General features: G+C 38.1%; 17 protein-coding genes and 1 pseudogene. 4 read left to right on the top strand and 14 right to left on the bottom strand.

What is annotated here, in order from left to right; genetic code table 11:
• Nucleotides 1–29: 29 nt before the first annotated feature.
• From RAH45_RS05050 to RAH45_RS05015, 8 genes are all read right to left on the bottom strand, one after another.
• Complete coding sequence (locus RAH45_RS05050; protein ID WP_306495681.1) at nucleotides 30–653, bottom strand: FtsZ/tubulin family protein; 624 nt, start codon at nucleotides 651–653, stop codon at nucleotides 30–32.
• A 183-nt stretch (nucleotides 654–836) separates the two neighbouring features.
• Nucleotides 837–1,283 (bottom strand): DUF1810 domain-containing protein, encoded by a 447-nt coding sequence (locus RAH45_RS05045; RefSeq protein ID WP_306495679.1) that lies wholly within the window; start codon nucleotides 1,281–1,283, stop codon nucleotides 837–839.
• Nucleotides 1,284–1,401: 118 nt separating this feature from the next.
• Nucleotides 1,402–1,809: a hypothetical protein gene (locus RAH45_RS05040; protein WP_289051563.1), complete on the bottom strand. Its 408-nt coding sequence runs from the start codon at nucleotides 1,807–1,809 to the stop codon at nucleotides 1,402–1,404.
• A 45-nt stretch (nucleotides 1,810–1,854) separates the two neighbouring features.
• On the bottom strand, nucleotides 1,855–2,370 hold the full coding sequence (locus tag RAH45_RS05035) for a leucine-rich repeat domain-containing protein (protein ID WP_306495677.1): 516 nt from the start codon (nucleotides 2,368–2,370) through the stop codon (nucleotides 1,855–1,857).
• Nucleotides 2,371–2,439: 69 nt separating this feature from the next.
• Nucleotides 2,440–3,681, bottom strand: a complete 1,242-nt coding sequence (locus tag RAH45_RS05030) for a PDDEXK-like family protein (protein ID WP_306495675.1) — start codon at nucleotides 3,679–3,681, stop codon at nucleotides 2,440–2,442.
• 51 nt (nucleotides 3,682–3,732) lie between these two features.
• A complete protein-coding gene (locus RAH45_RS05025; protein WP_306495673.1) occupies nucleotides 3,733–4,734 on the bottom strand; it encodes a helix-turn-helix transcriptional regulator in 1,002 nt (333 codons plus the stop codon).
• Between the two features lie 139 nt (nucleotides 4,735–4,873).
• Nucleotides 4,874–5,125 (bottom strand): hypothetical protein, encoded by a 252-nt coding sequence (locus RAH45_RS05020; protein WP_306495672.1) that lies wholly within the window; start codon nucleotides 5,123–5,125, stop codon nucleotides 4,874–4,876.
• Complete coding sequence (locus RAH45_RS05015) at nucleotides 5,122–5,463, bottom strand: hypothetical protein (RefSeq protein ID WP_289048765.1); 342 nt, start codon at nucleotides 5,461–5,463, stop codon at nucleotides 5,122–5,124. Before RAH45_RS05015 ends, RAH45_RS05020 begins: the two co-directional genes overlap by 4 nt.
• A 333-nt stretch (nucleotides 5,464–5,796) precedes the next feature.
• On the opposite strand from RAH45_RS05015, the gene RAH45_RS05010 reads away from it, so the two are divergent.
• From RAH45_RS05010 to RAH45_RS05000, 3 genes are all read left to right on the top strand, one after another.
• Nucleotides 5,797–6,960, top strand: a complete 1,164-nt coding sequence (locus tag RAH45_RS05010; protein ID WP_289048764.1) for an iron-containing alcohol dehydrogenase — start codon at nucleotides 5,797–5,799, stop codon at nucleotides 6,958–6,960.
• Between the two features lie 71 nt (nucleotides 6,961–7,031).
• Nucleotides 7,032–7,931 (top strand): SMP-30/gluconolactonase/LRE family protein, encoded by a 900-nt coding sequence (locus tag RAH45_RS05005; protein WP_306495670.1) that lies wholly within the window; start codon nucleotides 7,032–7,034, stop codon nucleotides 7,929–7,931.
• 156 nt (nucleotides 7,932–8,087) lie between these two features.
• Nucleotides 8,088–8,807 (top strand): 3'-5' exonuclease, encoded by a 720-nt coding sequence (locus tag RAH45_RS05000; RefSeq protein WP_238049401.1) that lies wholly within the window; start codon nucleotides 8,088–8,090, stop codon nucleotides 8,805–8,807.
• 87 nt (nucleotides 8,808–8,894) lie between these two features.
• Here the strand turns inward: RAH45_RS05000 and RAH45_RS04995 are convergent, their stop codons facing one another.
• The 6 genes from RAH45_RS04995 to RAH45_RS04970 all read right to left on the bottom strand — a co-directional run bounded on the left by RAH45_RS04995 (nucleotide 8,895) and on the right by RAH45_RS04970 (nucleotide 19,561).
• The gene (locus tag RAH45_RS04995) at nucleotides 8,895–9,641 is read right to left on the bottom strand and encodes a hypothetical protein (RefSeq protein ID WP_306495668.1); all 747 of its coding nucleotides are present in this window, start codon (nucleotides 9,639–9,641) and stop codon (nucleotides 8,895–8,897) included.
• A gap of 167 nt (nucleotides 9,642–9,808) precedes the next feature.
• Nucleotides 9,809–10,930 carry a 5-methylcytosine-specific restriction endonuclease system specificity protein McrC gene (gene mcrC, locus RAH45_RS04990; RefSeq protein ID WP_306495667.1) on the bottom strand — a complete coding sequence of 374 codons (1,122 nt, stop codon included), beginning with the start codon at nucleotides 10,928–10,930 and terminating at the stop codon, nucleotides 9,809–9,811.
• A gap of 4 nt (nucleotides 10,931–10,934) precedes the next feature.
• Nucleotides 10,935–13,370, bottom strand: a complete 2,436-nt coding sequence (locus RAH45_RS04985) for an AAA family ATPase (protein WP_306495666.1) — start codon at nucleotides 13,368–13,370, stop codon at nucleotides 10,935–10,937.
• 212 nt (nucleotides 13,371–13,582) lie between these two features.
• Nucleotides 13,583–15,205 (bottom strand): leucine-rich repeat domain-containing protein, encoded by a 1,623-nt coding sequence (locus tag RAH45_RS04980; RefSeq protein WP_201620372.1) that lies wholly within the window; start codon nucleotides 15,203–15,205, stop codon nucleotides 13,583–13,585.
• A gap of 248 nt (nucleotides 15,206–15,453) precedes the next feature.
• The gene (locus tag RAH45_RS04975; RefSeq protein WP_306495664.1) at nucleotides 15,454–15,957 is read right to left on the bottom strand and encodes a hypothetical protein; all 504 of its coding nucleotides are present in this window, start codon (nucleotides 15,955–15,957) and stop codon (nucleotides 15,454–15,456) included.
• An 85-nt stretch (nucleotides 15,958–16,042) separates the two neighbouring features.
• On the bottom strand, nucleotides 16,043–19,561 hold the full coding sequence (locus tag RAH45_RS04970) for a TM0106 family RecB-like putative nuclease (RefSeq protein WP_306495663.1): 3,519 nt from the start codon (nucleotides 19,559–19,561) through the stop codon (nucleotides 16,043–16,045).
• 896 nt (nucleotides 19,562–20,457) lie between these two features.
• On the opposite strand from RAH45_RS04970, the pseudogene RAH45_RS04965 reads away from it, so the two are divergent.
• A pseudogene (locus tag RAH45_RS04965) lies at nucleotides 20,458–21,670 on the top strand (IS3 family transposase).
• Nucleotides 21,671–21,762: the final 92 nt, after the last annotated feature.

The following is a 21,762-nucleotide window of genomic DNA, read 5'->3' as shown; positions in this document are numbered from 1 at the left end:
AAGACGAACTCTTAGCTCGGGACCTCTACCTACTCTTCAGCATATAACGCCTTTAAACAAAAACAGTCTGGCTCATCAGTGATTCTTGAGCTGTAATATATATACGCATCATTAGATAATAATGCTTCAACAGCTTCTGATATATAAGAAAAGACTTCTAGTGAGGGACTTTCGATACTCTCTATGGTAACTAACAGTCTCTTAGCATGACGAGCTTTTATAAATTGACTAACTAACTGCTGTGTAGCTGCCTTTACTGATTTCGATATAGATTCACCTGTGGCACTTGCTTGAATGAACTGGAATGAATTGCCATACTCAAACAGACTTTTGATATCCACAACATCTATACCGATGATGGTACTTGCAGAGTTTACATCAAGTACTCTAATGACCTTATCTACTTCATTAGGCTGACATCTAATAACGCCCTCTATAATATCTAAGCGCTTAAATTCACTATCATCTATTTGCAAGCCTACTAAAAACCAAGCCTCTGACTTCTCTTTTAACTCTATTAGCGCCTCCTCATCCCAAACATCACTGATGATAAAGCAACCAATAGCAGACTTTGGGTAATGATCCATGGTTTGTCGATATAGAACAGCACTAGGTATATCATCTCTATACGAGTCATCAATCTGATACTTCATGGTTATGCTCACTGATCATTAAGGAGTTTGAAGGTAGTCAAAAGTATCAAGTTCTGACGAGAGTTAACGACTGTAGAGCGCTTGCACAGTCTCTAAAAGATTTAACATCTAGCATAGTTAGTTTATTGAATTTTGATCTTCCCTAAGGGTTACATCTCCTTTTGAAAAATCATTCGGTTTTATTTACCTAGATTGCTGATCATCGATTTGCTTTAACATTCTGATAGAGTTTATATCGTAACTGCCTTCAAAATACTGATCCAAAAGCTCGTCAAAAACACATTTTTTATTAGAGGATGCTAAAGTAAATAACGTAAGCGAAGAGTGTAATTTCAGCGTATCGATTGATCCGAAAACTTCTAAAGCACTTTTATCAGGATGCAATAATAGTAATTCAGCACACTCTCTCAACCGTGCTCCAAGCATGTCGTGCTGCAAATACTCTTTTGCTTGCTCTAGACTCCCAATTGCAAAACGCCGAGCCATTGTACTGCGCCCCAAGCCTTTCACCTGTGGAAAAATGAACCACATCCAATGCGTGCGCTTCTGCCCTTCGGTTAACTCTTTAATAACCGATGGATAAACAGTATTTTGAGCTTGGATAAAATCGTTGAATAAAGCTGTACTCATACCTCTCACCTTCTATATTCTTTTCTTTTTAAGTGATTACCTGGCAACGATGCTGACGAACTCATTCAAGCTATATTTATACTTAATACAACTACAAAACCATATATATCATACCCATTCAACAGTACTTAGGCTTATCGACAACTTCTGTACTATAGAAAACATGTTCATCCTCTACACTCATATTATCAATAGTATCTGATATAACTTTGAACTCATCAAACGTAAAATGGCGGTTACTTTCAGTTTTAAACATCATATCTTTTATAGTAATATCTTTAGGAATCTGATCAATAATCTGACTGAGTACTTGGTCTGATTTAGACATTTCTAATGTGCTAGCTTGTATAAACTTAGCAGGTTTCGAAAAACTTAGCGCCTTTTTAATATCTGTAGGGTCGTTACCCATAAATTCGTTGAAAGTAGTTTCAAACAAATTCATGACGTTTTGCACTTCATCAAGCTGGCAAATAATAATGCCATCCACCACATCAAATTGCTTAATAGTTTTTTCAGTCGTTTGCAAACCGAGTAAGAACTCTGACGCTGTTTTGAACCTCAGATCAATTAGTTATTTTTCATCCCAATTATCACTAATAAGAAAAAACCCATAACGAGATAAGTCATATTCGCTCATTTGTGGCGCGTACAACTTTGTAAAAGCAATATTTTTAATCCACAACTCATTATTGCGATACTTTTCAATGATAGTTATTGGTAATCGACTGATTAACTGATTGGGAACATCTATCAAGCGTAGATTCTCAAGATTAGCGATGCTGTCAGGAAACTGCTGTATTTTATGACTATTAACCGTAAGCTTTTCTAACTGGCTTAGCAGCCCTAATGACCCTGGTAACTTCTCAAGCACTTCGCCGTTTAGCGTGAGATTGGTTAAGTTGTATAAGTGGCTAATACTTTCAGGTAACTTAGTTAACTGGCTAAAATCAATACTCAGGTCTGTTAACACCAATAGATTAGCGTGATCACGTGGCAACACTTCCTCAGGAATCTTAAACTTATCAGCCCATGCCCAAAGCTCTGTCATCCATGGTTGCACATCAGTATTACTCTTAATTTCTGACATAAACTATATTCCTTCATTGAGTTGAGACATGATTATTGAGCAAGGCATTTTAAAGCTAGATTTGTCTAATCAATATTTGATCAAACAATTACTGGCTTTTAAAGCGTTAAAAACTCTATTTACTTCTACTAAAATCTTATCTGCCATCGTGTCTTCGTTTATCATTACCCATGCTTCACTCGAACCCTTCCAATCTTGTGGATAAAAGTAATAATATGCTGGCCATGATGATGATGAAAGAATCTTTTTGTCTGTCAATACTTCATTTAAAACTGTTCTCATTTTTTCCTCATATGGACAAGCTCTTGCTGCTTCTGCGGAAATGAATGCGATACCTAGACAAGGACGGTCAAAGCTTGCTCCCTGAAACTCAAAGCAAATATACCCTGTGTCACAGCCAGGAATTATAAATCTAATCTGTTCATACCTTTTGCCTTCACCAAGATAAGTGAAGTCCAACTCATAATCCGTTTTTTTATATTTTGCTAATAAGTCTATTTTCAACTTTGCTATAAGAGCTTTCTTCATTCTATCCACAGTATTAGATACCCTGATACTGGCATCGATGGTCGCTGCATTTTTTTGAATAATATCTAAAACTGCATTGTCTTCATTCATATCCTCTATCCCCATAAACTGCTTTTGAATAAATTTAATTAGCTGTGCAAGAAACTCGCAAACGCTATGATTCTGACATTCGACTTGGCATGCTTTTAGCCAACCTAATAATTCGCTAAAACGAAGATGCGTAAATCTTTTCTTATCTGTTAAAGCTTTCAAATCATCAGCTTTGATACTATATTCACTTGGGCCGTTAACAGACTCATTCAGATATGCTAAATGCCAAGCTTTAGGATGTCTTTTTTCAAGCTCCTCGGCATAATCCTTTAACTGTTCAAACTGGTCTGCCGCATAAGGTTTGTTTTCAATACAAACACCATAGCTGTCATCACCAACCTGGCACTGTAGATAAATGTCCATACGGCGTAGGCTATTATTTCTTGATGTAACTTGCTCAATAAAAACCTTTGTTTTATCAATACTATCAAGAAAAACCTGCCATTCTGGAGCTTTGTACATATCAGGTAAGCAATGCTCAATAAATAATCTTAAAAAGGTTTCTTGCTGGGCATGACTGCCTTTTGGATCAAGCAAAGCCGCTAAGATACGACTAAGTCCTAATTCATCGGTATTGATATAATCAAAAGTATTAAAATCTGGTGAAAGCTGGCGACTATAAAGTGCTTGCGCCGTTTCTAAAGCTTGGACTTTTTGGCTGACTTCATTTATTAAAGTTTGGACTTCGCTCACAATTACGCTTCCTTATAATTTATTAATAGCTATTTAGTACATAGTATTTTACTAATGCTCATAAAGCTCTAGTCCACTCTTTAAACGCTCAAGAATCACTGTTTTAAGCTCATTTGGTTCTACCACCACTGCCAGCTGCGACATACTCACCAACCAATCTTGCAGACGAAGCGTATTAGCCACAGTAGCGCTGACTTGATTCCAAGTACTATCGATAACCGTAATCTGCTGACTTTGCGATAATGGACGCTCGAATAAGTGCTGACAGGCATATTTCTGTACCCTTAAAACCAGTTTGATCTGAACATTATCAGTAGGTTCTAACTTACCCAATTTATTCAAACACTCTAATGAAAAAGCATTTCTCCCTACCCAATCAGGTACCACCTTATCTATAACTACTGCTTCAGTAATACGATTAACCGCAAAATTACGATGCGCTTTTAGCAGTACCTCATCATCGATATGATCATCAGTAAGATTAAAACCTGTGAGGTAGATCATATTGTCAATAAAGATAAGCCCTTTAGGATAGATGACTCTTTCAGTAGAACTGCCATGCCATTTATTTTGATAGCTTATTTTAAGTTGCAGTCTATTTAACAGAGCTTGGTGAATGCTTGCCATCACATCATTTTTAAGCGTCGGTGCCTGTACTATGCTCGGTAAGGTAATGAGATAATCTTGCCATTGACCTAGCTTACTTTGATTGAAACCATCTTTATTCTGCCGGCCTAACTGGGTGAGCTTATCTGCAATACTTTGCTTAAAAGAGGTTGGTAAATAGTTTGCGGTATATTTATCTAGCATCTCCCAAAAGAACACCGTTTGCTCATTGATAATATCGATGCTAAAGCTCGGCTCAATATAAAACCGTGCTGTCTGTCCACTAATATTTTCACCCCACGCTGGTACTCGAACCAAGGCATCACTATAAAAAACATCGTTAAAAGTTTGGTTTAAGGCAATCAGATCATTCTCTAAGTTTTTACGTTCATTAGCGAAATCATCTGAATCGTCACCATAACCAACCATAAGCTCTGTTAATGACATAGCATCAGCTTCACTCCGAGGCAAACATTGATATAAAGCAAATAGGCGTTCTGATTTTTTATAATTAGCGATTGGATATGTAGGCATATAGGTTGCTCAGTTAAGTAGTAAATTATGAAGCGAGCTTTAAAAAATATGTTCAATCAAAACGAACCAAGATTGCTGTAGCATTATCATAAGCATTGCCATCTGAATCATAGACCTGATTTTCAAGAGCGATTAGCCATTTCTGTAAATCTGTTTCCGCACTGACAGGTTGCCAATCATGACTTGGCACTAAATCATGAACACCATCCGTACAAACCAAGAGACAGTCGCCGCTATTAACATCAATCTTTCGAGAGATGCTCTCTGGTGCTTCACTGCTTGTATAGCTGTCATCAGTGGTCAAGGCAAAGCATTCAGTAATGCTATATAAGCTCCCCGCCATCCCTTCTCGGTTATAGTCTGAAAACTATGACTGCACAACCGACTAATCGCTTTTACCACCGCCTTTGAGCAATTTTGTGAGTGGCTGGAACTTGCCACACCGTCAGATGCTGCTAAACAAAATGGTGATGCAAACGATGTCACTGCCATCATCCCTAAGTCTTCTTGATACCAGTTGTCCAAAAAGAAAAAAGCATCTTGCTGTAAGTTATTACTGGCATTACCTTGAAAGGTAATTGCACAGGCTTGGGCAATAGAGGAAGTATCGTTTAAAGGACAATTATTAAGAGAAGCAGTCATGATGGCAAGTCTATATTTTTATCATAAAAGCTATTATAACGAGCAACCTAGAAGAAAATATTCTAGGTTAGAATATAAAGTTATTTAATTTGAAATGTAAGAATAATATTTAAAAATCTTTCAATTAAAAAATGGCTTGATTAAAAGCAATATTCTTACAGAGGAGGTAATTTAATGAATATAGACTAGAGTGTGATTGGTTTACTAATAACACCTAATAAAGATAAAGTCTTAGGCAATTCAGAATTGTCTTATAGATATGTAAAAACTTCCCTGTTATATTAGGCTCATGAGTGCTTGAAGTACTCGCTCGTCTATACAAGGAAGCATAGAATGACAGGGATTGAGTTTTATACCAATGGTCATATCATCAGTGAAGCTGACAGCATGCGTCAAAAGCTCGGTACATTAGCTAAGCAGTATCGTGCAACGTCCGCTATTATTGTTACAGATTCTGGAATCGCTCAGCTGGGCTATGTCGATATTGCTCAGCAATCATTACAAGAAGCTGGTGTTAATGTTGTCGTATTCGATAGTGTTGTAGCTGATCCACCTGTTGCAATCGTCAATGACGCTATTAAAATTGCCAGAGACAACAGCTGTGACTTGGTTATCGGCTTAGGCGGTGGCAGCTCTATCGATACTGCAAAAATCGTCGCATTACATCCAAACGAATTTGAATCGGTAAACGACATTTTAGATAAAGATGTTAGTGGCTTTAACAAACTACCTTTGTTTGCGATACCGACCACCGCTGGTACTGGTGCAGAAGCCACCTTTGTCTCAGTCATCACAGCAAAAGATGGTAGCAAAAAAGCCATATACACTCCCAAAATCCTGCCTGATGTCGCCATTCTAGATGCGACACTTACTCTTAAGCTACCTCGACATATCACTGCTGCAACCGCTTTAGATGCCATGGTTCACTGTGTTGAAGCGTACACGAGTCGTACTAAAAAGAATCTTATTTCAGATGCGTTGGCTGTTAAAGGCTTACAGATGCTCTGGAATAACTTTGAGAAAGTATTAAACCAAGGCGACGATATCAACGCTCGCTCTAACATGCTACTAGGCTCAACTTTGGCTGGTATAGCCTTCGTGAATTCTTCGGTAGCTGCAGTACACGGACTTTCCTACCCGCTTAGTATCAACTTTCATATCCCGCATGGACATGCCAATGCGCTTGTTATGTGCGGTGTCTTCACCTTTAACTTATCAGCAGCAGCCCCTCTTTATGCAGAGCTAGCTCATGCTGTTATGCCCTCTCAGACCTTGGGTATGACAGACTTAGAGGCAGCAAGCTTGTTTATCAAACAGTTAAAAATATTTTTAGAGACGAGTGGCCTTAAATATCGCTTAAACGAATTAGATATCACAGACCAAGACATCCCTGCCTTAGCAGACATCGTTATAAATACTTATGCTAGGCTAATCGCGACTAACCCTAAAGATATGACGTTAAATGAGGTAACAGCAATATATGAGGAGATACTCTAAAAAAGAAACTCGCATTATTTAAAACAGTGTTATTTATCAAGGAAGATATCCACTACTGAAGGGAAATAGTTATGTCAGAATACAAATTAGACGTGGTCGTCGATGGCTTTCATTACTTAGAAGGACCTCGCTGGTATAAAGACGCCTTATGGTTTGTCGATTTTTATACCAAAGGCGTTTACCGTGTGAATGATCAAGGCGTCGCAGAAAAAATTGTCCATATTGAGCAACAACCCTCTGGTTTGGGCTGGCTACCTGACGGTCGTATGCTAGTGGTTTCAATGAAAGATCGCAAAGTCTTACGCCTAGAAGACGATGGCGAGTTAGTCGTTCATGCTGATATCTGGGAGCACTGTGATGGACATGCTAATGACATGGTCGTTGCACCTAATGGTGATGCTTATGTCGGTAACTTTGGCTTTGATTTGATGGGTGGTGCCGACCATAAACATGCGGCTCTTATATTGGTGAAGCCTGATGGCCACTCACAGATTGTGGCAGAAGGCTTAGCTTTTCCAAACGGTATGGTCGTTTCTGCTGACCAAAAGACATTAATCGTCAATGAGCTATTTGGTAATAAAATTTCAAAATTCGATATCAAAGAAGATGGGACTTTAGGAGAGAAGCGTGACTTTGCGAACTTCGGAGAACTAGGAGATGAGCCAAATTTAGGGGTGCGCATAGAAAACGCGAGTATCTTACCTGATGGTCTTGCCTTAGATAGCGAGGGCGCTGTTTGGATTGCAGATACTTTGAACCAGCGTGCTGTTCGTATTCAAGAAGGCGGGGAAATTTTAGAAGTCGTTGATACCGCACCTGATGGTATTTTTGCAGTGGCACTTGGCGGACAAGATGGCAAAACCTTGTTCATGTGTGCAGCACCTGATTGGGATGAAGCATCACGTACCGCTGAGACCAGAGGTCGTATGCTATCTACTCAGGTTAAAGTTGGTCATGCTGGTACGCCATAGCTAACTTTTTAGCAGGCAAATAAAGTTAATACGTAAAAGGATTAACCATAGAAAAGTCAGGCATTTAAAATAGCCTGACTTTTCATTAATAGATCATTAGAGTTTGACTGATATAATGTCGCCATTTATAACGAATTCAAAAAAGTAAGGCTAGTTATGACCACATACATACTTGACACTGAAACAACCGGACTTGTTGATCCGCACATGACCGAGGCCGCCTACTCTATTGTTGATATCATTAATGGCAAGGTGACTGTATTACAGGCACCAAGAGCGAAGCGTTTTAACCCACTTAAAGAAATCAGCTTGGGCTCTATGGCGATATCACATATCTGTGATGAGGATGTTGCAGATGAACCACCTCATACAGACTTCAAATTACCTAGCAGTGTTGAGTATTTGATTGGTCACAATATTGATTTTGATATGGCCGTTCTTAAAAATGCGGGCGTAACTCATACGCCTAAATTAATATGTACCAATGCGATGGCTAACTTCCTGCTTCCTACGCTTGAAAGCCATAAGCTAGTATCCCTCCTCTACCACTTTCACCGTGATATAGCCCGTGCTCAAGCAAGAGATGCTCATGCTGCCATTGCTGATATTTACTTCACTGAGCTGGTGCTTGGTAGTCTGATTGACTTGGCGAATAGCCAAGGCCATGAGATAAGTGATGTGGAGAGCTTATATGAATTTAGCGAAATAGCGCGTGTACCCACGCACTTAAGTTTTGGTAAGCACAAGGGTGAGGCTATTGCAGATTTAGCGACTCACTCGGATGGTGCTGGATATTTGAAGTGGCTATTGAAACAAGATACCGTTGATCCTTATTTGGCCGAGGCTTGTAAGAATGCATTAGAGCAGTCTGCTTAAATACGTGTAGCTTTAAACTAGCGCTTTTATTATTCGCCCATTTCACCAGCTTATAACGTCAGTATAATAAAAGCGCAAACCATAGTATTATTTTACCTGTTTTATCCCTTCGTGCAATTGACGCCGACGCTCTTGTGATGCGTTATAGCGATGAGCTTTCGCCCGCTCAATCTCTTCATGAGTTTGGATTAGTTCAGACGGCATAATAAGTACTTCATCCATATCTATTTTATCGACATGCATAGCATTACCTGTGAGAATTGAACGTAATACTTTATCAGCATCACTCTCCTGAAGACTGTCAATCACAGCAGCGCATCTATCAACGTCTGCTAACTGTAGCTTGATGAACATCTGAGCGTCGTAATAAGACTTAGAATATCCCTTACTGACAGCCAGGCACCATAACGCCACTAATACCTCAGGGCCGGCAACAGGTACATCAGCCACACCAAATATCTCTCTAGGTATGGGCTGATTAAATGTAAGACCTTTAGTGATGATTTGGAATGAAAGTGCGAGAGGATATTTTTTAGTCTCATCACTATCATCTTTGACAGCAATCAGTAACTGTTGGTAGGCATTCCATATAAAATCAATCTCATGTTCTTTAAGAATGCTTTCAAGTTTATAGCAGTCACTTTCAGAGATCATGAAATTAATATTGGTGGTCGCACGAGGAGGTGCATACTCTGAGTATGCTACTGTGCCAATAATCACATACTTAATGTTTTCTTCTGACAGAACATAGGTGAGCTGTTTAAATAAATTTTGGAATTTATTCATTCGGCCATCTGATTCAAACAACCTTAAAATTTCCATTGACTCACTCATGTCTACCCGCAAATTTTCATATCAGTTATCGTCAATTTATACTCACCTTCAATCAACCTAGCCTTAAATTTACTTGATCCAAAAGGCAACAACTCAAAATACTGTAAATTTTTAAGATTATTAAAATTTTTCAGCTATGGCGAGATCAAAATTATAATCTAATTCTGCTAAATATCGATAACTTGCAATAGCTGTTCTCGAATTTCAATCGCAGTCGCTGCTAGATCGACAGTAGCGAACTGGATTTTATGATTTTGCATGACGATATACTCATCAATGTTTTTACCTACGGAAGGATGAAGTAGTAATCCTGAAGCATTTTCATTGAGTGGATCCCCACTACCCTCTTGCGATCTTAAGTAGGCATACATCTGATATAGATAACCACTGCGTAAGGTTTCATCTCTAAACCAACCGTTGATTACGACAGCATTGAACTTAGTATCAATGACTAAGCGATGTCCTAATTCCATATCATCTATTAAGATATCTGTTTTCATGTTAGGAAGTATCTTATCAATACCTAAGCTCTTATCCTCAATTTGCCATCTCAAAGTCTTGCCAGCACTTATACGATAACTCTGCTTTGACAAGACCGTGTCATAAAATCCAGCAACACCTTTTTCAAAAAGCTTACGAAGCCAAGGTAAGTTATTTCTCTCTGGCGAGTGTAATTGCTTCATACCTTCAAACTCAGTCGGTAGCGCAAGATTAAAGGCTAAATGAGCGGCGGTAATCATAGGTTGATCTTCAGCATCATGCCTTCCAAAGCGATCTACTGAAACTTCACTACGACTTGGACGTCTTTGACTGACTCCCATGCGCCTTAAACGCACATCTAGTGATCGACACCTATGAGCTAAATCCTTATTTTTTACAATCTTAGAGATACTCTCTAAGGCAGCACGGACATATCTATTACGCGCGGTATCAAGGGTTAACTCATCAAAATGACAAGCTACTTTACCACGATCAAGCAATCTATTTCTCTCAGTGCTAAGCAGGTCTATTCTACCCCGGACACGATTGAGCACAGCATCACGAGATTGATAACTGTAACTTAAGTTTCGCTGAATACGATGCTCAACTCGTCGACAGAGCATTTCTGCAATTAGGTCTGGAATATCATCAGGATTATTCTCAACTGAGATCTTAGCCGCTTTAAACTCTCTATACATATCCGAGGCGTAGAGCATAAGCAGCCAAAGATTGCGTACGGGTATTTCACCTATAGACTTGATCTCATCATAATCATAAGGTTCAGACAAATGATCGACTTCAGTAGACATAGACTTACAGACCTTCAATCAGGCGTTTCTGTGCTTTTTGAGATTTCTCAAGATCATCGAACCAGTACTCATCAAGTAAAGGACCGATCTCCGTCTGTACCACCTCACTAAACCATTCTTTAGCATTCGTTATAGTCATCCCAACGGCTGGCGTGACATAGCTATGGCCTATTTGAAACTGAGCACCAAGACTAGTATCTGTAGAAATTTCCTCATTTAGAGCTCTAATGCGACTGTCAATTCCATTTAGAATATTTGAATCAATGCCATTTTTGGATTGGACCCAATCATGCCATGGCTTACCTAATGTTGGCTCAAGATCAATAAAAGCAAAACGACGACGTAGTGCAAGATCAACCAAAGCCAGCGAGCGGTCAGCTATATTCATTGTGCCTATGACATATAAATTACTGGGAATATAAACACGTTCACCATCGAACTTTCTATAAGACAGCTCTAACGCTTCATCTGGGGTTCTTTTATCGGTTTCAAGTAGTGTGAGCATCTCACCGAACACTTGAGCAGGATTACCTCGGTTAATCTCTTCGATGACAATAACGTACTTTGATTCAGGGTCATCAATAGCGGCTTTGATCATTTCCATAAAAGGACCGTCTACCAATGTCAGCTTGCCCTCACCTGATGGACGCCAACCTCTAATAAAATCTTCATAAGACAAATTAGGATGAAACTGCACGGCTCGTATTTTACTATCGTCACGCTGACCCATTAAAGCAAAGGCTAATCTTTTAGCCAACCAAGTTTTACCAGTACCGGGAGGCCCTTGTAGTATTAGATTTTTCTTAGCTCGAAAACGTTTGAGTATCATCTCAATCTTAGCTTTAGGCAAAAAACACCCATCAGATGTAATATCATCAATAGAATAAGTTTCTAACATCGCTTGAGCATCCGTCTTAAAAGGTAATTGTGTATCAAAACTACTAACCATATCTTCGTTAAGCCAGCGATACCTACCTTTACTAATCAGCTCTAACTTTCCATCACTCGCTAGCTCTCTTAGTAAGAATTTAACCGTTCCTTTAACATCGCTTCTCTTTGGGAATCTTTCTGCAAGAGCGCTAGTAAATCTTTCCAAAAACTCATTATCTGTAAATTCAAAAGAATCCTTATCATGGCAAAGCTGTTGCAGTTGTGAAAAAACAATCTCTTTCCAAGTTCTATTAGATAAATCTTTCAAGTCACTTGGTTTATATTGGTATGCTGCGAGCGAGAGTTCAGGAAAGGAGTGCACTGGATAAGTTTCTTCTAAAAATCTGGTTTCAAGACTCTCTAACAACTCTAAATAATCATTAGCATCACAACGTGCTTTTGGACCGTTTTTATTAATTTCTATATTGAGCTTTTTATTGATGTATTCTTGAGACTGTCCATCAAGGGTTAAGAAGCTCCACGGTCTAATCCAATATAGACCCATAGTCAAATTCCAGCCTATGCCGTAACAGTTAGTAGCGCTGTCATATGCGGCAACGAATCGAGATTTAGCTTCTTCACTCTCACCTTCGTCTTCTAAATCGGCAAATGCGATAGCGCGTTCAAAGACTTCCCATATAATATCTATATCATCAGCTTGTCGCTTGTGGTGATAACCAAAAAACCAAGTTCTTTGATTGTTAACTATAGGAATGCCATCAAAAGATTCAGGGACAGGCTCTGTTATATCAAGTAGTTCGGCCAATGCTTTAGCGATAATTTTACGATTATCGTCAGTAATTCCACGATTGAAAATAGCCATGACTGTAAATGGACATATATCTTTTAATAATCCTCCTTCGACCCCCTCTTCGTATTGGTCGTTAAGAATAGACATGACATCACTTGTTTCAGATATTTTATGAATACCAGTAACAAGCTCATCTCGACGATATCGAAAAGCAAGAAGCTTAGAGGCCATTTCTTCATAGAAAGTTGTCCACTCAAAAGCGGAATGCTCTGAAGGTGAATCGCCAAATCTTTCAAGCCAATAAGGATTGTTACGGAACATATCTATGTCTTGAGCTTTACCGTCAAATGCAAAATCAATCAAATTAACTCTTAACTCAGTCTCAGGAATGACTCTCCAAACCGTATTTCGACTAGTGAAAAAATACCATTCCTTAGGAGTAAAGCTGTTGTCCCAATCTACTTTTAAATGGTTACCATCACCTACATTCTCTATAACGGTGCCGATAGCCTTAATTAACATTACAGAAACCGTGTGTCCTCGATTATCAAAAGGTAGTTCGTTTTTTCTAGTGTACGTTGATTTGATAGCAATTCTATCGCCAGCCTCAATAAACTTTACTGAATCAATCTGGTTAGCCTCAGGATTAATCTCCCAAGTACCTGTTTCAACAAATCGAGAGGTTTGGTCTACTCCATCATAGGCAGCACCAACAAACCAATAAGAATTTACATCTATTGCTTCAAAATTTTCAGTCATTATAAAACCCTGCTAGTGTTGTATTTTCTGATTATAGTATTCGATAACTACTTAGGCTATAGAGCGTAAAACCTGAATTGATGAGTAATAACTTTTGGCTAATCCTTAAAAATAATACTATTTAAAAATGCGCTTAGCAAAATTGAGGATTTCACTAAGCACACTATAAATATTTTGATAGGACTTCGTTCTAAAAAATATTAAATACCCTACTATCCAATGACTTCCCAAGAGTATTCAGGTCTTGTTCCAGAAGTATTGCTATTTCCATTTTCAAGCTCAATGTCATTGTATTCAATTTTTTTGATAATACGTCCACTTTCATCTTCATGGTAATAGATAGTAAGGTTATTTGGATCGAAATTTTCAACGTCCTGAAGTTGAGTCTTAAAAGTACAACCTAGTTGGAACAATCTGCCAATCATCACAACTGTTTTTAGATCTAAACTATCAAAAATATCTTCCTGATTAGAGATGCAAATCAACTTAATACCCTGCGATTCAAGCGATTCAGTATCACAGTTTGAACTCCAAAGTATATCCTCAGAACTGTTCACTAACTCAATTTGATTACCTTCTGTGAAGTAAGCGCCGTTAACATGCCATATATCATCTACTTCATATAATCCACCCCCGCCAAAGTTATGCTCCTCTGGAATCTGACATGTGTCATTACCCCAATCAACATCGCTGCTATAGTCTTCAAGATCGATATCATTATCTTTGAAATATTGATACGTTGCAGCCTCTACAGTACCGGCAAACGTCTCTACCCCATAACCATTGACCTGAAGAAATGTTGAAGTATTATTATCATTAGAAATACTTGGAGTTGAAGAGTATGATTCGTCAACTTCATCAGAGTAAACACCTAGATTTTGCAGAAAATCTAATATAGGCTTAGTCATATTTTTAAGAGGGTTATCAGATATCTCTATTGATTCTAAATTCTCCATACCTATAATACTTTCAGGAAGAGACTTTAACTTATTACTATATAGTTCTAAGATTTTTAAATTTTTAAGGTCTCCAATACTTTCAGGAAGACTATTTAGTTTATTACTACTAATAGATAATTCTTTCAAGTTAGACAGTTGACTGATACTGTCTGGTAGTTTTTTTAAACTATTACCTCCTAAATTAAGGTCTTCTAAATTGTTAAGACTTCCAATACTTTCAGAGATTTCCGTTAGTTTATCGTTATCGCAAACCTTTAATTTTTTTAATTTTAACAGTTGGCCAATACTATCTGGTAACTTTTTAATGCTAGTGTTTTCTATACTTAACGTTTCTAAGTTTTTAAGGGATCCAATACTATCTGGTAATTCCTTTACCTTATTTCCTTCTAAAACAAACTCCTCTAAACTTTTAAGTTTTCCAATATCTTCAGTAATTTCAGTAAGCTTGATGTTATCGTCAAGGATTAGTTTTTTTAAGTTAGACAGTAGACCAATGCAATCTGGTAATTTTTTAAAATTACTTCCATCTAAACTTAAATGTTCTAAATTTTTAAGATTTCCCATACTTTCAGGAAATTCATTTAGTTTTTCAACATAACTAATATATAAAAATTTCAAGTTCAATAAATGACCGATACTATTTGGTAATTTTTTTACATTAGTTCCTACTAAGATAAACCTCTCTAAATTCTCAAGGTTTCCAATACTTTCAGGTATATTTTTTACATCATCATTGTGGCTAATATTTATCTCTTTTAATTCTAATAATTTTTTTGACTCTCTAGGTATAATACTTTCATCAATATAGGCTTTGTCTGCCCAACTCCAGATTTCTTTCATCCATTTTTCATTATCTAAATTAGTTACGTTTTTCATTATAAATCCCTTTATTAAATAAAATTAGTTTTTGTTTATCAGCTATGATCGGCTCATAGAAATTTAAGTAGTCATTATCCAAAAATTCAACAACTTTGAATTGACAGATTCTTTTCTTTAGCTAATGAACCTGTACTAATAGAGCCACCCTATGATTGTATATTTTTAAATCTTGAATGGCTATCTTTATACATCGAACTGGCCGTACATTTTTTCATTGCAGTGATAACATTTAAAAAGTGGTGAATTTAACTAAAAATGCCTATATAAAATACATATAGAACTACAAGTACTACCGTAGCAATCAATAGCCATCTTAAAATTGTGAAAGCAATCTGAACAGCAGAGATGCAAACTGCAAAAGGTAGTAATATCAATGTTAGTAGTTTTCCAAATATACTCTTTTGACTCCATCCCTTCCTGTATACGTAATTCGTTAAACTTTCGATATATCCATCAATAAATCCATAATCTGATGTATTACCATTTCCTCTATTACTATATCTGCTAGATTCCCTATCATTCGTTGCATCAGACTCAATAGTCCCTTGAGAGGCAGTAGAAATTGGAGTGCCTAAGATATTACCCCGATCATCGTAAGTATAAATAAGGGTACCGTTTTGAATGCTTACTGTAGAAGCAGTAAACCCTACTAACCTACCTCCTCTAGTAAAAATTGAGACTGGCAAATCTTGCCCTGTTTCATCATATAGGTAAACACTACTACCTCTCTGCACAGCATTAGCTATCATAAGCATGACTCCTGTATTTTTATCGTAAAATTTAAAATTCAAGTTAATCGTATTTCTTGAATTGCTCTCCATCTTAGCTTATGAATTAGACGATCCTGTCGTTCATGAGGCTCATTGCATTAAATAAACTCACTTTTTTTAACTGCTCAACATTATTGACGGACATATTACCAAGATTAGAATTTGCCACTACGACAGCCAAGGTTTGTGCTCTAGAGATCGCGACATTAATGCGATTTTTGTCCAGCAAGAAATCAATGCCGCGAGGTGATTCACTAGCATCACTACTGCACATACTTAAAAATATAATAGGCGCTTCTTGCCCTTGAAACTTATCAACGCTACCAATCTTGGCTTGTTTGCCCAAGGCGATTTTTAACTTACTAACCTGATGATTATAGGGAGCGACAAACAACATATCGTCCCAAGTTATGATTCGAGTTTCTGGCTCTCCAGTATCTTTAGTCGCACCAGTATGCAATAGACGCCCCAATAGCGATTCAGCTAATTGCTTAATCACTATCACCTCCTCATCAGAAGCCTGAGTATTACCTTCATGCTCTACAGGGATAAAGATGATTCCTGCCTCAGAGTTTAAATGCGCTTCTAGAGTTTGCTGATCAGTATTTTGAGTAGCTGCATCTACTGTTTGAAGAATTCGCTTATCATTGTCAAAGTGTGACTTGAGTTTACCTTCATAAATTAGCTGACTGATAACAGTATTTACTTTGCTATGCATACGATAAGTCGTATCTAAAAACACACCTCTATCTGCAGGTATTGTCGGTGTTTTATGGAGTAGATAATCTAATATAGATAACCCACTTTGAGCAGGATGGGTGCCTTGTGAAGGTTGACCTAACTGCATCTGATCACCCATTAATACTAAATTTTTAGCACTGCGACTCATAGCTACCAAATTTGCCGTTGAAACTTGCCCTGCCTCATCAATGAATAAATAGTCGAGCTGCTCAGTCATATCCTCCCGCGCAAACCCCCACGCAGTCGTCCCAATAACGCAGGATGAATCTATATGACCGATTAACTTACTATTGCTTGAGATAGTCACATCATAATCTGCAAGCTCATCATCAGTATCTTGTGTACAGATAAAAGCTGCTTTTATATTTTGGAGTTTGCAATATTTAGCAGTACTGAGTAATAAGTTATTGATCGCTTTATGACTGTTACTGGAGATGCCTATTCTTGCTCCTGATTTAAGCAGATGGGCGATGACATATTTACCAGTGAAAGTCTTGCCAGCGCCAGGAGGGCCCTGTATAGGTAAGTAGCTATTATCTAGATTAACAATCGCTGTGATGATTTGCTCTAAGCGTGCATTAGGTTCATCACTATCGACAATATCGCCGCCTGTATGATTTGATATTCTTGGCTTTGCACCCGTTAAAAAGTCTATAACGGCAGATTGTTGTTGTCTAAATAACCCTTGCTCGTACTCAGCAACCGTTCTAAAAAGGGCATCTGAGATTATACTTGTATCAATATATTCGTTTGGTATCAGTGATACTATGTTCGATGGTTCGTCTTTAGTTTTAACTACGATTATACCCTTATCTAAATCACTCTCCTCAGCAACAAAGCTAACCGTAGCATTTTTGCCATCTGATATTTCAACTCCAAGTAAATAAAAGCTTTTCGCAGCGCCTTTAAATTCTTGCTCGACATCGAAGCGATACTCATAGCTTAAGTTTCTATCTTTGGGTTGACACTTAAAGGGCGCTCTATCCGTGCGCTCACAAAGAGCAAGACAGTCTAAGTCGTCAAAAAGCTCTATCTCGTCTGAACCAAGGCGGTCAAAAAGCTTCCAAAACAATGGTTTAGACTCTCTTCGATGAAATTCTAACATCCATGCTAGATTCTCAGTGAGTTGTGCTTGTTTAGGGTTATCTAGTAACTCTGTTTCAGCTTGGTCTAATAGACGGTCACGCAATGCGGTAACCATAGTCACTTCTTCGGAGACTGCTGGCTCAATGACTTCAGTTTTACCAAGATACTCAATACGATGTATTGCTTGCTGCTCCCTTAACCATACTGTTAGCTCCTGCGTAGAATCGCAATCATCAATATTATAATCACGAATATCATTTAGAATCTTCGAGGTTTGCCAAGTATCTCCTTCTAGACCTTGCTCAAATAACTGTCGCCAGTGATCATAAACAACGATAGAATCACCGCCATTGCCTACCTCAGTGTTACGCTTGCTTCGATATAGACGCTCTACATTTTTGATAGAATATTTAGGCGCGCCTAATCGTAAACCGCCCTTCACCACTTTATACAAGTCTACAAACACTTCATTTCTTAAAAGTTGATCAACCTCATATTCACAAATGCCATAGCGACCCATAAGCTTTCGGCACGCGGCAATTTCATAATTGGCGTAGTGGTAGATATGCATACTTGGGTCTTGTTGCCATCTATCATATACCCAGTGAATAAACGCCTCAAAACACTGTTTTTCTTGTTCAGGATTGTGAGCCCAGAAATCTTTAAATTGACGATCACCCTGCTCATCAAAATAACTATTACCCCATAAATACTCTAAACCACCCTCATCAAGTGGAAACCCTTCAATATCGAAGAATACATCTAGTGCAGAGTGTGGCGGTAATACTGCTAGTCCTTTTTTCTCATCCTCTGTGTGAGGTAGTATTTCAAACTCTGGTATAGCGTTACCATTAGGCTCATCTGAATTTTTAGTTTTTAAATGGGTTTTGATTTGTATAGCAGCTTGATCTTTAATTTTAGCGAGAGATGTGGAATGAATACCATGCACTGATAACAAAGGCAGCTCTGCAAGCTGCTGCATAGTGTGAATACCTATTTTATTGAGTTTTTTAATTTGTGCTTTGGTAATGTTCGCCACTTGAAACAGATGATCTTTATCGAGCAAAATTTGTTCGGCATGGTTACTCCAATTACCCCAACTTTTCGAGTCAGCAGGATCTGGTTTTTGATCGGGATGAAAGCGAGAGTGCTCGACCAAAAAAGTATTTTTAAGAGATAGATAATAGTAATAAAAATCATGAGTCTTTAGTATTTGCTTCTCACCATTGCCAAGAGCAACGGTAATATTTTGAGGCAAGCAGCCTTGAATGGCCTCAAGCATTTGAGCGTAGCAACATAATTGGATTATAAATGTTGGCTTGACGTGACTAGCAAGCTTAGTGTCCCACACCTCATAATGCCAATCTCCGAGATTGCTTAAAGGTTGATCTGACTTGTGCTCCACTTTCACCAGAAAATCAGCATAGCCGGCGAACTCACTAAGCTCTAACCTTCCTTGTACAATGACTTCAGCACCTTGCTTCATTGCCGCTAAAGTTTTGGTATATTTATCCTTTTTGGTAATGCCCTCAATTTTGACTAAGCTCTTGCCTTCAGCTATGAACTGCGTCTCTAGCTTATCTTCATGCTCATAACCTTTTTGTTGCAACATCACCATAAGCTCGTCACTAGGATCTGGCTTAGGTGCTAACTCTGGATACTCTTGAGCGAGTCTATCCATCCATGATGCAAAAGGACTTTCCATGTATTTGGTTAGATCTGATGGTGAGTAAAACATACCCTCTTTTTTATACATTATTTGCCTTATATTTATGGCTCTATTAAAATCTTCTCTTAAATACGCCAATCTCAACTTATCGTAGGCTTTTGATTTTTATAGAATTTAAAATTCTAATTGTTTTAACTGAAATTTTAAAAACTAAGTAAACCAATACCTTAGAAAAATAAGTTGAGAGTGGGGTCTTAAATAGTCTTTTTTTCGTAGAATAAAAATTAATAATTATCTATCTAGGTATTAGCAGAATTTATTTTTCAATTCATATTAATATCTTACTTATCATTAATTATGTAAAACTAAATCCAAGAATAATAATTTTAATACCAACTGAGCAGTAACAATATTATTTACTTATCTTACATTTATCAACATATAAAGTAACTAAATTTTGTTCGACATAAATTGACTGGAAAAACAATGCTCGATGCTATAAACCTATCATCTCTTTAAGTAAATTAGTGCTACTATAAATAAGTTCACATGACTATATCTATTTGAATTCAAAGTTTTTACTACAAGGATGAGAACCATGCCAAATATTAACGTTAATGGAACTATGCTTGTTTATAGGGTGGTGTTCTAAAAAGTATGCTGGCGATAAAAGTCAATAAAAGATCTATGCTAAGTTATCTGATTCTATAGGGCTTTCAAGGCTTCAAAAATTGTTCAAATTTTAATCAGCATACTTTTTAACACACCACCGTTTATAGTGATCAAGGTCCGAAAGACGCACCAGTATTAGTGATGTGTCACTCCCTATTTTTTGATCAAACAATGTTCGCTCATCAAACAGAATACTTCTCTAAGACTATTAGAATTGTGAGCTATGATCTTCGAGACCAAGGACAATGAGCTATGCTGAAGAAACCGTAGAGGTAAACTTGGTAAACTAAGCGTATTAATCGGAGTTTATCATGACCAAGAAAGTAAGAACCTACAGTGACGAATTTAAAGCCGAGGCCGTCAAGAAGATAGCAGACAACAATGGCAATATTTCAGCGACTGCAAAGCAGCTTGGCATTGCCATGCAAACGTTCTCAAATTGGCATAACAAAGCCAATCAAGGAAAGCTTGTTGGCACAGAGCAATATGATCCTGATCTTATGAGTGCTCTTCAAGAAATAAAGCAGCTCAAAGTGGCTGAAGAGGAACGCGAAATACTAAATGAGGAGGGATAAAGCGAAGCACTGCTTCGCCCCGACGCAAGGGGAGAGCTATGCTCGAGTTGGCGACGGCGTACTTCGCGAGAAACAGTTAGTCAGGTACGCCTTTATCAAAGACAACCAGCAAGTCTTTAGCATTAGTAGCATGTGCCGCGTACTACAGGTTAAACCCTCAAGCTACTATGACTGGCTAAGTCGTGATCTCAGCTGTCAGCAGGTACATCGTAATCAGTGCGAGTTACTGGTTAAAGCGGCTCACAATGAAACGAAAGAACGTTATGGCGCAGATCGACTGCATGCTCATCTAAGCGAGCAAGGCCATAACATTAGCCTGTATATGGTAAGAAGCATCAAAGAGCAACACGGCATTAAATGTCGTCGTTATAAGCGCTTTAAAGTCACCACCGACTCCAATCACAACAAGCTGGTCTATCCAAACGTGCTCGATCAGAAGTTTGACACCAGTCGCCCTAACCAAGCATGGGTAAGCGACATCACCTATATCTGGACACATGAGGGCTGGTTGTATTTAGCGGGAGTCAAAGACTTATATACCAAAGAGCTGGTCGGCTATGCGATCAACAAACGCATGACCGCAGATTTGGTCTGTCGCGCATTGAACATGGCCATCAAGAATAAACGTCCAAGCAAAGGGCTAATCGTTCATTCAGACAGAGGCAGTCAGTATTGCAGTCACGCCTACCACAAGACCATTAAGCAGCATCAATTTATAGGCTCAATGAGCGGCAAAGGCAACTGTTTCGATAACGCTCCGATAGAAAGCTTCTAGGGCACTTTATAGAACGAGCTGGTATATCATCAGGATTATAAGACTAGATTTGCAGCGATCAACGATATTATTAGATACATCGAGCTGTACTACAACCAGACGAGGATTCAAAAGGGTTTGGGCTATCAATCGCCAAGACAGGTGTGGTTTGATTATTATCGTCAGGCTGCGTAATTAAAATCTCCCAAGTTTATGTGTACGGATTTGACGGCAGGGGTCATACCATGTATGTTAACTGCTAGAAATAAGACAGTTAAAGTCTGAAA

The organism is Psychrobacter sp. van23A, from assembly GCF_030845275.1.
GTDB classification, from domain to species: Bacteria; Pseudomonadota; Gammaproteobacteria; order Pseudomonadales; family Moraxellaceae; genus Psychrobacter; species Psychrobacter faecalis.
This window is presented reverse-complemented; position numbering and strand designations above follow the sequence as displayed.